The sequence below is a fragment of the Staphylococcus sp. GDX8P80P genome (genome assembly GCF_017893095.1).
Classification (GTDB): Bacteria; Bacillota; Bacilli; order Staphylococcales; family Staphylococcaceae; genus Staphylococcus; species Staphylococcus borealis.
The window spans coordinates 1-13,444 of sequence record NZ_JAESMI010000054.1; the positions used below are offsets into that span (position 1 = coordinate 1).

A 13,444-nucleotide genomic window follows, 5' to 3' on the forward strand; every position below is an offset into this window, starting at 1 on the left:
CAAGCAAAGCAAGCTGGGAGTCGGGGCCCCAGCAAAGAGAATTTCATCAAGAAATTCTACAAGCAAAGCAAGCTGGGAGTCGGGGCCCCAGCAAAGAGAATTTCATCAAGAAATTCTACAAGCAAAGCAAGCTGGGGTAACGACGAATTCAAAAGAATTCTGTCCCACTCCCATGAGCATTATTTATATCTATAATAACAAAAAAAGAAGTAAGATAAGTGTCTTCAAGTTGACATTTCTTGAAACACTGTATCTTACTTCTAATTTAATGCATCATTTACCAAATCAGCGGAATAATGATAGTCACATACGATACTAAGTTGTTAACCATATGTAACGTAATCGTCATTGCTAAATTACGTCCACTGTAGTGATATGCAATCACAAATCCAATTGCCATAATAAGATATGGACCAATTTCAAATGGAGATGATGCACTTAACACGTGTAAACTAGCAAATAACACGACTGAAACAACGTACATTGCGCCGTATGTTAGTTTCTTACCAAGTTCATGAATAATTAAATGTCTAAAGAGCAATTCTTCAACAATTGGCGTTACGATAACAATATCTAGGAACAATACGGGCCAAATCCATTTTGTCTTGAAGAGTTCTTCGATTTGTTTGTTGTTTTCAGTATTACTAAACTGATATTTCTCAGGTAATAATTCTATCAAGTTACCATATATATATTGTGCCAAATACATCGCAATGAGTACAACAACGATTAGTACGATATGTTTTCTCAAATCTTTAAAGCGCTGAATTGCTAATGGGATGAGCGACTTACGATGCATTAAATAAAACAATAGTAATAAGAGGCACTGCCCTAATAAAACAAAGATTTGATTAATTCCCATCACTTGCTTCATCATTGGCGCTTCGGATGTCTGCCCTGTAATCGCCATAATCATGATCATTGTAACTATCGTTAATATCAACGGCAGTACAATATTAATGATTAAATATCCTGGTATTAGCCAAAAATCACGTTTCACAATTCGTTTCGATGCAAATTCATTTTTGAATGGCGCTTGCTTTGATGCTTCTTGCGCATGTTCATTTTCAAAAGTCATATGTCTCTCCTTATCTTTTTTAACGATGTATGTTTAATCATGCTCAATATTTAAAAGAATCTTTCTATTATTGTAATAATAAATAAGATGAATTGTACAGAGCTATGATACAGATATGATGCTGCTAAATTCTTGCCAGTTCTCAGATATATAACGATCGCCCCTAATGATAATATGAAATAAGGTATGACTTCCATAACGGATATGAAGTCATAGACCTGTACGCCTACTTCAATCACTATACTCAACACAATGACAACACTAACATTTAGCCTTTTCCCAAGTTCATGAATCATTAAATGTCGATAAATTAATTCTTGAATCAACGGTTGTAACACAACCATAGTAATAAAGGTAAATACAATTGCACTCGGATGATTAAATAAGCCTTCTAAACGAAGTTGCGCCTGTGTTATATCATAACCAATAGGCTTTGGTAGATAGTGCGCTACAACGTTAATCGCATAAAACAATAGTAGTGCAAATAGTGTAACTGTAATAATAAACGGTATGTAATGACGTTTAGCTATACGATACTGTCTCAATGCGACATCAGCAATATCATATTTATGTAACGCAAAAAATGAAACGATAACGACAAATTGAGCAATGACAAAACTGATACTTAACGTTACATTATATAAATAAAGCGGCGGTGGATCTTGCGTTATCATTGCATAGACACCTAAAACGCCAAACACAATAATGATTGGTACTAAAATCTGGAGCATGATGTAAATAGGAATCAACAAGAAATCTTTCTTCACTATTTGAGAACTTCCCCATTGATTTGTAGAAACCTCATGCGTGCTTGCCTTTTTTCTTTTCTCCATAGGTCACCTCATACATCTTGTAAGTCATACTTTATCATCGAAATACATCTATGTCATATACCATTTGTTAACCTAACATATTAATAATTTTAAAAAATCGTAAATTTCTTCTTATTTTAAATTGTAAAAGATTTACATTGGTGTATGATTTAAACTGTAGAAGGTTTAAAGGGGGAGAAATAATAGTGATTTCTATACTTACAGTAATGCAGTTTATTGTGAACGTAATGATATTTATTGTCATACTTTCAATAATCGGCTTGGTACTTGTGTTGTTATTTAAAGATAAAGGACAAGATCAACACAGTGTCTTACGTAATTATCCTGTTCTAGGACGTGTACGTTACTTCGCAGAGAAGATTGGCCCGGAATTACGCCAATATTTGTTTGCGAATGATACAGAGGGGAAACCATTTTCAAGAATTCAGTACACAAATATCGTTCTAGCCGGTAAATACAATTCTCGAATGTCTAGTTTCGGGACACAACGCGCATATCAAGATGGATTTTACATACGTAACACCATGTTCCCATTACAACGTCATGAATTACAAATTGATAATCACGCTATGATTTCAACATTTGTCTATAAAGTAGATAGCGAGCGATTATTCAAACGTGATGAACATCGTGATCCAACAGACATTGATCCATACTACTTAACGGACGATAATGCCATCGTTCTAGGCGATGGTTTGGAACATCCTTTTAAAGTAAAACGACTGGTTGGTCAATCAGGCATGAGTTATGGTGCATTAGGTGGTCGTACAATCACTGCATTATCACAAGGCTTAGCTCGTGCAGGCACGTGGATGAATACCGGTGAAGGTGGCTTGTCAGAATATCACCTTAAAGGTGGCGGCGACCTCATCTTTCAAATTGGGCCTGGTCTATTCGGTGTTCGTGATAAAGATGGTAACTTTAGTGACGAACAATTTCTAAAAACAGCACGTCACAAAGAAGTTAAAGCCTTTGAAATTAAACTGGCGCAAGGTGCGAAAACACGTGGCGGTCATATGGAAGGCAATAAAGTTACAGAAGAAATTGCCAAAATTAGAAATATCGAACCGTATAAAACGATCAATTCACCAAACCGCTTCGACTTTATTGACTCACCTGAAGATTTATTACAATTTGTTGATAAACTTCGCCAATTAGGTCAGAAACCTGTAGGCTTTAAAATCGTTGTAAGTAAAGTGGAAGAAATTGAGTCACTCGTACAAACAATGGTTAAAATGAATATTTATCCTGACTTTATCACCATTGATGGTGGTGAAGGTGGTACCGGTGCTACGTTCCAAGAATTACAAGATGGTGTCGGTCTTCCGTTATTTACCGCGCTTCCAATCGTATCTGGAATGTTAGAACGCCACCAAATCAGAGATAAAATGAAAATCTTTGCCTCAGGTAAGTTAATTACACCAGATAAAGTAGCAATTGCCTTAGGATTAGGTGCTGATTTAGTTAATATCGCTCGTGGTATGATGATTAGTGTTGGCTGTATTATGAGTCAACAATGTCACTTGAACACATGTCCTGTCGGCGTTGCAACGACAGATCCTAAGAAAGAGAAAGCGTTAATTGTCAATGAGAAGCAATATCGTGTGACAAACTATATCACAAGTTTACATGAAGGCTTATTTAACATTGCCGCTGCCGTTGGTGTTAAAAGTCCAAATGACATTACGAGTGATCACATTGTAATTAAACGTTTAGATGGTTCAATTGAAGACATAGTCGATTACAAACTGAAATTAATAAGTTAATATTCAAATAAAAAGATGTCGAGACACAGCATTATGTGAGGTGTCCCGACATCTTTTTCATTATTCATCTGTCATATTACTTTTTTGTTTAAAGCCCAGTTTTTTCAATTCTCTAACAGTGCCTTCCATATTGACTTTTTTGTCATTTTTAGACGTTGACATTAAAGAAAAATGATTTTTGACTGCTTTGATATCTGCTTTTTTATAGTTAATATCAATGGTTTCAACCCATTTTTCATGATTATGCTTTAGATTATAAGATACACCTTTTAAATCTTTCATTTGACGGTGATCTTGAAACATCTTCTTAGCTTCTTTCTTAGACATACCGAAATCATTATATTTCAATGTCGTTACTGTTGATTGTTTAACTACTTTATTCTTTTTATAAGACAATGTAGTTAACACATGCTTACCATCCATGTCCCCTTCATATGTCTTAGAACGCTCTTTACTACATGCGCCTAATACACTGACACTTAACACTAATAATATCATTAACATAAAGCACTTTTTCATCATACTCATCTACTTCCCACTATGTCATTTTCAAATAAATTATAGCATTTACTTTATCTTATTATGTATATCATTACCAGATAATTCGTATTAGAAACACTTTTTTCAGAAAATCAAATGCCGACATGCTACAATATGAGTAAATAATGACGTGAGGAAGTGTGTGCATATGAAAGAATCAATCGAATTATTAAAATCATTGACCGATGTTAACGGCATTGCTGGTTATGAACACAATGTTAAAGCAAAGATGAAATCCTATTTAGAGCCAGTGAGCGATGAAATTGTTGAAGATGGCTTAGGTGGCATCTTTGGTAAAAAAGCGAGCGACAATGGTACAAAGTCACTTATGGTAGCTGGTCACTTAGATGAAATCGGCTTTATTGTAACCAAAATCGATAATAATGGATTTATTAAATTTCAACCGATTGGTGGTTGGTGGAATCAAGTCATGTTATCTCAAAAAGTAACTATTACAACCGATGATGGTACTGAGATTCGTGGTCTTATAGGTTCAAAACCACCACATGTCTTAGATCCTGAAGAACGTAAGAAACCAATCCAAATTAAAGACATGTTTATAGATATTGGCGTGAGAAGTAAAGAAGACGCTGAAAATCATGGTATCGAAGTGGGCAACATGATTACACCATACAGTGAATTTGAGCAACTTGCGAATGGTAAATATTTAACGGCTAAAGCCTTTGACAATCGTTATGGTTGTGCACTCGCTGTCGACGTATTAAAACGTCTTAAAGATGAACATATCGGTATTGATTTATATGCAGGCGCAACCGTACAGGAAGAAGTTGGATTACGCGGTGCTAAAGTAGCTGCCAATAAAATCAAACCTGATCTTGCTATTGCTGTAGATGTTGCAGTGGCCTATGATACACCGGGTATGAATCAACTTGGTAGTGATACGACTTTAGATAATGGCCCTGTCGTTATTTTAATGGACGCATCAAATGTTGCCCATCAAGGCTTACGTCAGCATATTAAAGAAGTAGCGAAGAGACATTACATTACTGTGCAATGGGATACCACTGCTGGTGGCGGTACCGATGCTGGTAGTATCCATGTAGCGAATGAGGGTATTCCTACCATTTCCATCGGTGTAGCGCTACGTTACATGCATTCAAATGTTTCTGTATTACACACAGATGATTATGAAAATTCAGTTCGCCTAGTAACTGAAATCGTTCGTTCACTTAACGATGATGCTTATAACAGAATAAAATGGTAATTTGCGAATGAAATAGTATTTCATTTTTCTAAAATAACTAACGAATTAAAAAGTCGTTCTAAATAAATAGAACGACTTTTTTATATAATATGATGTTTTTCTATTCTACTGAGTGCTTCCAGCTATCATCACTTAGCATTTCTCCTGGCCAAGTATAAGCCATAACACCACCATCAATTCGAACCGTTTCACCTGTAATAAATGAACTATCATCAGATGCTAGGAAAGCCACGAGTTTACCTACTTCTTCAGGTTTACCTAAACGACCAAGTGGAGTGACCCATTTCTGATTATCGCGGAATGTTTTACCCGCTTCATCTTCAGACGTTCCTGCTAAATTATCCACTAATGGTGTCTCAATAGTACCTGGTGCAATGGCATTTGCACGAATATTTTCACGACCGTATTCAATCGCAATCGATTTAGTAAAGTTAATAACTGCTCCTTTAGCCGCATTGTAACCTGAACGGTATAAGTCTGCAGCTTGGCCAGAGAATGATGCCGTATTAATAATTGAACCACCTTGATCCATCATTAATGGTAGTAAGAATTTAGTTACTAAGAATGTTCCTCGCATATCCACTGCCATGATTTTGTCGAACACTTCTACAGGATATTCATGAATACGACCTGCGCCATTATCTACACCTGCGTTATTAAAGATAATATCTACACGTCCATATGTCGCTTTAGCTTTATCCGCAAAATCTTGAACTTGTTGATCATCTGAAATATCTACTTTATACGCAGTCGCTTTGCCACCATTATTATTGATTACTTCAACAGTCTTTTCTAATTCATCTGAAATATCCAGCGCTAATACATGGGCACCTTCATTAGCTAATGCTTTTGCTGATGCTTGCCCTATACCTGTACTTGCACCTGTAATCACTGCAATTTTATTTTCTAAACGTTTCATAAAGGCCTTCACTCCTATTTTTCTAATCTTATTAATGAAACTAAATGTATCTATTCAATATATATTTTCCACACTTCAAATGCGCTCAAACCCTATTCCGAAAATGATACCGCTTACTCTTACAAACATGATTTAGTTCTATATACATAAGATAATATTATTGTACTTATCTTATACATAACCAATTCTTATATTTAAATTTCTGAAAATTGCTATATTTTAAAAAGCATTTTGTTATACTTTGTGTTAACGAACAAAGGGGGCCATTTTATGACCACTAAAACAAATGAAAAAACATCTATCGTTAATAAATTACTTAATGGCGTAGAAAAAGCTGGTAACAAATTACCAGACCCTGCCATGCTCTTTTTCTTAATGTGTATTGGTTTAGCCGTTATTACTTGGATTGTTTCTCTGTTTGATGTATCGGTTAAGCATCCAGGAAATGGAGATACCATACATATAAAGAGTATTCTGAGTACTGAAGGTATCGCCATGATTATGAATGATGCCATTAAGAACTTCTCAGAGTTCCCTGCACTTGGTCTTGTATTAGCTGTAATGATTGGTGTCGGTGCTGCTGAGAAATCAGGTTACTTTGATAAATTAATGATTTCAGTTGTGAATCGCGCATCAAAACGCATCATTGTACCAACCATTATTTTAATTGGTATATTAGGTAGCTTAGCTGGAGATGCAGCAACAGTCATCTTGCCGCCACTTGCTGCAATGATTTTTATTAAGATTGGCTATCATCCCATCGCTGGTCTTGCAATGGCCTATGCGTCATCACTAGGTGGATTTGGTGCCAACTTCTTAATTGGTATGCAAGATGCACTTGTTTATGCATTTACAGAACCTGCAACGAAGATTGTTTCAGATAGTGTCAAGATTAATGTTGCAATGAACTGGTACTTTATTGCAGCGAGCGTGATCTTGGTACTTCCTGTGATTTATTTCACCACAACAAAGGTTGTTATTCCACGTTTGGGCGACTATGATACGAGTCAAGCAGATTACGATGAAGATGAGGAAACATCATCACATATTACGCCAACAGAGAAAAAAGCATTGTTCTGGGCAAACATGTCTTTCGTAATACTCATCGTAGCGTTAATCATTTGTTGCTTACCAGAAAGTAGTTGGTTAAGAAACGCAAAAACTGGAAGTCTTATAGATGATTCTCCATTAATTAATGGTGTGGGCTTAGTCATCCTCGTTATTTTTTTAATTCCTGGGATTGTTTACGGAATTTTAAGTAAACAAATTCAGAATTCCAAAGATTTAGGTAGCATGATTAGTGACTCACTTGGTTCTATGGGATCATTTATTTTAATCGTCTTCTTTGCCGCTCAATTACTCGCCTTTTTACAATGGAGTAATCTAGGGATTATTGTGTCTGTCTATGGCGCTAAATTATTACAACATCAAAATGGTATAGTGCTCATCATCGGCATCATCATATTGAGTAGTTTAATTAACTTAATTATTGGAAGCGCATCTGCTAAATGGGGTATTCTTGCGCCAATCTTTGTACCAATGATGATTCTACTCGGTTATCATCCGGCGTTTACGCAAATGATTTATCGTGTCGGTGATTCTATTACAAACCCTATTACACCAATGATGCCTTATATGCCACTGGTGCTATCTTATGCGCAAAAGTATGATAAAAATATGAAACTAGGTTCCCTACTTTCGAGTTTAATGCCATACACCTTCGCATTAGGTATTGTGTGGACCTTATTCGTCATTGCGTGGTACCTTCTTGGCATTCCACTCGGACCAGGTGGCCCTGTCAAAATCCCACACTAATTCGCAATACATCGTGATAATTGAAACGCAAATCTTTATAAAAACCTTCTCATTTATTGAGAAGGTTTTTTGTAATCCCTTACAAAAATTCTTACTTATTACCAATAATTATGTCACTCTCTCTTTTTCAAAGCGTGATATTACGGTAAAATAAAGGTATAGAAGTGTATTCATTATTAACATTATTTTAGGCATTTAGGAGGACACGATGGAAGAACGAATAGGTTTAGTAGATATTGGATCCAACACAATCAGATTAGTTATTTTCAACTTTAATAAAGCGACAGGCATTAATGAATTGCTCAACATTAAGACCCCTGCACGTCTAAGCCAATATCTCACTAAAGATAATAAGATGAGTAAAGACGGCATAAAAGTACTCATTGATGCACTACACAGTTTCAAATCTGTGTCAGATAAATTCAATGTAACCGCGTTACATCCGATTGCTACAGCAGCAATTCGTCAGTCTAAAAACAACGACGAAATCGTCAAGGAAGTTAAAAAAGAAGTAGGCATCGATATTAAAATCGTACCCGAATCAGATGAAGCCTACTACGGTTACTATGCAATCACACATACGACGGAAATCGAAAATGGTGTATCCGTTGATATCGGCGGTGGTTCGACTGAAGTAACATTATTTAAAGATAAAGAACTTTTTGAATCCCACAGCTTCCCTTTCGGTGTCGTGACACTCAAAAGAAAATTCTTCAATGACAAAGCGCACAATGACAAAGGTGCTATTAAAGATATGGAGAAATTCTTATCACAACAATTTGAATCGTTAGAATGGCTTAAAGATCAAAAGGTTGCACTTGTGGGTGTTGGTGGTTCCGCTCGAAATGTTGCGCGTATTCATCAAGCCGAGCATTCATATCCTATTGGCGGTGTCCACAACTACACAATGACGAATAAAGATATCGATGAAGTCTTTGATATCATTCGTAAAAACGATCGTGATGATTTAACCAACCTTGATGGTTTAAGTCGTGATCGTGCAGATATTATCCTTCCAGCGGTATCCGTATTCAAAACATTATATAAAATTGTAGACGCAAAGCAGTTCACATTCTCAAGAAATGGTCTACGTGAAGGCTATGTCATGAAACAAGTTCGTGAACGCTACCCTGACGTCTTTGATAAACATAACGTCCGTAAAGAGTCCATCCATTTCTTAGCACGTGAATACAAGATTGAAGATGTTAGTTCACAAGCGCGTCTCAAACTAGCTAAATCGTTATTATCACAACTCATTGATATCGCAGATTTAGATATTAGCGATAATGAGCAACGTCTCTTTGAAGAAGGCGCCTATATATACTATCTTGGTAGTTTCATCGATTCTGATTCAAGTTCTCCACACACGTATTACATCATTGCAAACTCAATGATAAACGGCTATACACATAAAGACCGAGTTAAATTGGCGTTACTTGCCAGCTTTAAAAATAAATCACTATTGAAATTCTATTGCCAAGAAACGGATTGGTTCAGCAATAAAGAAATAGATTCAATCCAAACATTAGGTGGCATTATTAAATTCATTAACGCATTAAACATTTCACAAACAAGCTTTGTTGTCGATGTCGAATTGAAGAAAAAGAAAAAAGGCGACGACGACTATCAATTAACTGTATTTTATACAGAAGGCGAGCCTATTGCCGAAGAATATCAAGCAAATAGACAGAAAAAACATATCGAAAAGATACTTAAAGGAAATGTTTCTATCATCTTTACAAAATCTTAAAACAAGTATGCTATCTTAAAGTTAGGATGTTATGCCTTTTACTTACTAATTGAAAAGAACAACGCATATTTGAGGAAATGACGAGGTGTATTTGGAATGCAAACTCAATTGGGAGAAAATGATATTAGCTTACCGCAATACTATAACAATCGCGAATTAAGTTGGCTTGATTTCAACTATCGTGTACTTCAAGAAGCATATGATAAAAACAACCCGCTACTTGAAAAATTAAACTTTATATCTATTTTTAGTTCAAACTTAGATGAATTCTTCATGGTTCGTGTTGCTGGTTTAAAAGACCAAGTTAAAATGGGATATGATAAACCTGAAAACAAAGCACAAATGACACCACAAGAACAAGTTGATGCTATCCAAGAAAAAGCTAAAAAATATGTAGATAAGCAATATGAACGCTACAATGAATTAATGATAGAACTTCGAGATTACGAAATTGTGATGTGTGAACCAAACGAATTATCTGAACCAATATTAGATAAATTAGAAAGAGATTTCAAATTAACTATCTTGCCAACCTTAACACCACTCGGCATAGATGCTTACCATCCGTTTCCTAAGCTTAATAATAAAAGTTTAAACATCTTCGTTGATATTGACACTGAAGATGCCATCAATTCAGCCATCGTTCAAATACCATCACTTATTCCAAGATTTCTAACTTACAATGAAGGTGCTAAACAGTATGTTGTGATGGTTGAGGACGTTATTACGTACTTTATCAATTATTTATTTACTGGTTATGAAGTCTTAAATACATTTACTTTCAGAATTACAAGAAATGCTGATTTAACGATTCATGAAGATGGCGCAGAAGACTTACTTATCGAAATTGAACGTTTCCTTAAAGAACGTAAGAGTGGTTCAGCAGTACGTCTAGAAGTTGATGGCCGTACCGCTAATCCAGATGATCTTGATTGGCTTATCGAGACATTAGAAGTGGATCATCAAGATGTTTATTTCCTTAATGGACCACTTGATTTAACATTTATCTTTGGTTTAGTGGATCATTTATCTCATAAATTAAACTATCTCACTTACGAGAAATATTCACCACAAATTCCACGTTCACTAGGAAATAACAATTTATACGAACTTGCATTGAAACGTGACATCTTCTTCCACCATCCGTACGAATCTTTCGAACCGATCGTTGATTTTATCCGTGAAGCGGCAGATGACCCTAATACGATTGCAATTAAACAAACATTGTATCGTGTAAGTAAAGACTCACCTATCATTAAGAGTTTGAAAGAAGCCGCAGAAAAAGGAAAACAAGTAACTGTACTTGTAGAATTGAAAGCACGCTTCGATGAAGAAAACAATGTCCATTGGGCACGTATGTTAGAAGACGCAGGGTGTCACGTGATATACGGTATGACACACCTGAAAACACATAGTAAAATTGCATTAGTAGTTAAGCGTGTCGGTGGCGAATTAACGTCATTCGTTCACTTGGGTACAGGTAACTATAATGACAAAACTGCGAAATTATATACAGATATGGGTATTATCACTACAAATAAACAAATTGCAGAAGATGCAATTAACTTCTTCAATTATTTAAGTGGTTACTCTGTCAAACCGGAATACAATAAATTAATCGTTGCACCGTTTGATATTCGTGACGTCTTTATCGACCGAATCGACAAAGAGATTAGCAGTCACCTTCAACACGGTAACGGTAAAATTATGATGAAAATGAACTCATTAACAGACAAAACAATCATCGAAAAATTATTCGAAGCATCACAAGCCGGTGTGAAGATTCAACTCATTATTCGTGGTATTTGTTGCTTAAAACCTGGTATCCCAGGCATTAGTGAAAACATTGAAGTTGTAAGTATCGTTGGTCGATTATTAGAACACTCTCGTATTTATTACTTCCATAATAATGGTGATGAACGTATTTACTTATCATCAGCTGACGTAATGACACGTAATATGATTAAACGTGTAGAAATCCTATTCCCAGTTGAAGATAAAGAGATTGGTAAACGTTTAGTTGACTTTATGGATTTACAATTATCTGATAACCAAAAAGGACGTTTCCAAGACGAACATGGTCATTACCATTATGTAGAAAATAACTTGTCACCATTAAATTCACAAGTTTATTTAATGCAAGAAGCGATTAAATATGGCCAAGAACTTAAAAAACGTTCAGCTCAACCTTCAGGCATGCCCGTCGTATCGAAACGTCGTGCAAATTGGATGAACCGCATTCGTCGTTCATTAAAGAAATAATGTCATTATAATATTATTTGTAAATATACAAAATTAGCAGTGAAGTAATTTATAGTTATAGATTACTTCACTGCTTTATTTTTTATACATTTTGAATTAAAAAACTCTCTGACTAATAAATCTATAAAAAGATTTATTCATTATGAGTTAATCCCTACAAAAATTCTTTAATAAACAGTTAATTCAACATACTTATCTTAATATTTTTTAAATGAATTGTGAGCATTCATGTCTGACAACTCTTCATAAATTTCTTTTTGTTTTTGATTGATTTTTTTATAGGCTAAGTTCATGTCATTATTTAAATTTTGTATATTAGCATTAGATTGATTTACTCCAACATTTATTTCTTTTAATAACATTTGTTGTTGATTACCCTGTTGCAAAATAGCATTTGTTGTATTCACATTTGTATCAATTATATTCTTATTCATTAAATTTAAAGTTGATTGAATGTCATTAAGGTGATTTTTAAGTTCATTCATATTTTTTTGTTCTCTATACACATTAATTATTTCTTTCCAGTCATCGCCATATCCAATACTTAAAATAGCATACAAAGTTGAAACCGTATTATTGTCTCTAAAATCATTTGGTAAATATATTAAAAGCTTATTTAATTCAGTTTCAAATTTAGAATATACCGCAGCATACTTTCTTCTAATCTCAGCATCAATTTTTTGATATTCTACATTAACTAGGTTTTTTTGTTCCTCTATATGCAAATCTTTATAAATTTGGCTTTTTGTATAAATCATCTTTTGATCTTCAACTTTTGCTCTACTTAATTCGTCTTCAGGTTTTATTTTCTCAGCAATATAATTATTAAACCTTATTTTTAAGCCATCACAAAACTTAGAAAATATATAACCACATGCAATCCCAGCAAGCAAAGAAGTAATGCCTAAAATATTTAAATACCACGGTAATAATCCTGCTACAAAAATTTTAGAAATCAAAAACACAATTAATATTCCAATTACTTTTGCAATTGTAAAAATTGTATTAGTATATTTTAAAATTTTAAATAGTCTATTATTATAGTTTAAAAATACTGATTTATAGTTTTCATCATAATTTTCAACACCATGTTTATTAACATAGTCATTATATTTACTATCTATATCACTCAAACTATTATTTTTTCTATTTACATTATCATTAAGTAATTTATTATATTCTTTCTGACCTTTATTTATTGTATCTTGCAAACTATAAACCATCAAAAAATAATTTTCGATAAAGTCCGTATAATT

At 34.4% G+C, this 13,444-nt stretch carries 10 protein-coding genes; 5 read left to right on the forward strand and 5 right to left on the reverse strand.

Annotated elements, in window-relative coordinates; all coding sequences use genetic code 11:
* Positions 1-277: 277 nt before the first annotated feature.
* Positions 278-1,078, reverse strand: a complete 801-nt coding sequence (locus tag KA858_RS05875; RefSeq protein ID WP_210135225.1) for a CPBP family intramembrane glutamic endopeptidase — start codon at positions 1,076-1,078, stop codon at positions 278-280.
* A gap of 50 nt (positions 1,079-1,128) precedes the next feature.
* Entirely contained in the window at positions 1,129-1,911 is a 783-nt protein-coding gene (lnsB, locus tag KA858_RS05880; RefSeq protein ID WP_210135226.1) for a CPBP family lipoprotein N-acylation protein LnsB, read from the reverse strand.
* 188 nt (positions 1,912-2,099) lie between these two features.
* Here lnsB and KA858_RS05885 point away from each other — a divergent pair, with 188 nt between their 5' ends.
* Entirely contained in the window at positions 2,100-3,677 is a 1,578-nt protein-coding gene (locus KA858_RS05885; protein ID WP_210135232.1) for an FMN-binding glutamate synthase family protein, read from the forward strand.
* A 60-nt stretch (positions 3,678-3,737) separates the two neighbouring features.
* Here KA858_RS05885 and KA858_RS05890 read toward each other — a convergent pair whose 3' ends face one another.
* Positions 3,738-4,199, reverse strand: a complete 462-nt coding sequence (locus KA858_RS05890; RefSeq protein ID WP_193839952.1) for a YehR family lipoprotein — start codon at positions 4,197-4,199, stop codon at positions 3,738-3,740.
* Between the two features lie 166 nt (positions 4,200-4,365).
* Here KA858_RS05890 and KA858_RS05895 point away from each other — a divergent pair, with 166 nt between their 5' ends.
* Complete coding sequence (locus tag KA858_RS05895) at positions 4,366-5,442, forward strand: M42 family metallopeptidase (RefSeq protein WP_210135227.1); 1,077 nt, start codon at positions 4,366-4,368, stop codon at positions 5,440-5,442.
* Between the two features lie 100 nt (positions 5,443-5,542).
* Here KA858_RS05895 and KA858_RS05900 read toward each other — a convergent pair whose 3' ends face one another.
* Positions 5,543-6,361, reverse strand: a complete 819-nt coding sequence (locus tag KA858_RS05900; protein WP_210135228.1) for an SDR family oxidoreductase — start codon at positions 6,359-6,361, stop codon at positions 5,543-5,545.
* 270 nt (positions 6,362-6,631) lie between these two features.
* Here KA858_RS05900 and KA858_RS05905 point away from each other — a divergent pair, with 270 nt between their 5' ends.
* The 3 genes from KA858_RS05905 to KA858_RS05915 all read left to right on the forward strand — a co-directional run bounded on the left by KA858_RS05905 (position 6,632) and on the right by KA858_RS05915 (position 12,188).
* Positions 6,632-8,176, forward strand: a complete 1,545-nt coding sequence (locus tag KA858_RS05905; protein WP_210135229.1) for an AbgT family transporter — start codon at positions 6,632-6,634, stop codon at positions 8,174-8,176.
* A 208-nt stretch (positions 8,177-8,384) separates the two neighbouring features.
* Positions 8,385-9,926, forward strand: a complete 1,542-nt coding sequence (gene ppx / locus KA858_RS05910) for an exopolyphosphatase (RefSeq protein WP_075108123.1) — start codon at positions 8,385-8,387, stop codon at positions 9,924-9,926.
* 96 nt (positions 9,927-10,022) lie between these two features.
* Positions 10,023-12,188: an RNA degradosome polyphosphate kinase gene (locus KA858_RS05915; RefSeq protein ID WP_210135230.1), complete on the forward strand. Its 2,166-nt coding sequence runs from the start codon at positions 10,023-10,025 to the stop codon at positions 12,186-12,188.
* Between the two features lie 197 nt (positions 12,189-12,385).
* Here KA858_RS05915 and KA858_RS05920 read toward each other — a convergent pair.
* A partial coding sequence (locus KA858_RS05920) for a hypothetical protein (RefSeq protein ID WP_210135231.1) occupies positions 12,386-13,444 on the reverse strand: 1,059 nt, incomplete at its 5' end.

Coding starts and splice junctions, on each gene's coding strand:
- KA858_RS05900 (WP_210135228.1), bottom strand. CDS start 6,361: ATGAAACGTTTAGAAAATAAAATTGCAGTGATTACAGGTGCAAGTACA.
- ppx (WP_075108123.1), top strand. CDS start 8,385: ATGGAAGAACGAATAGGTTTAGTAGATATTGGATCCAACACAATCAGA.
- KA858_RS05895 (WP_210135227.1), top strand. CDS start 4,366: ATGAAAGAATCAATCGAATTATTAAAATCATTGACCGATGTTAACGGC.
- KA858_RS05915 (WP_210135230.1), top strand. CDS start 10,023: ATGCAAACTCAATTGGGAGAAAATGATATTAGCTTACCGCAATACTAT.
- KA858_RS05890 (WP_193839952.1), bottom strand. CDS start 4,199: ATGATGAAAAAGTGCTTTATGTTAATGATATTATTAGTGTTAAGTGTC.
- KA858_RS05905 (WP_210135229.1), top strand. CDS start 6,632: ATGACCACTAAAACAAATGAAAAAACATCTATCGTTAATAAATTACTT.
- lnsB (WP_210135226.1), bottom strand. CDS start 1,911: ATGGAGAAAAGAAAAAAGGCAAGCACGCATGAGGTTTCTACAAATCAA.
- KA858_RS05875 (WP_210135225.1), bottom strand. CDS start 1,078: ATGACTTTTGAAAATGAACATGCGCAAGAAGCATCAAAGCAAGCGCCA.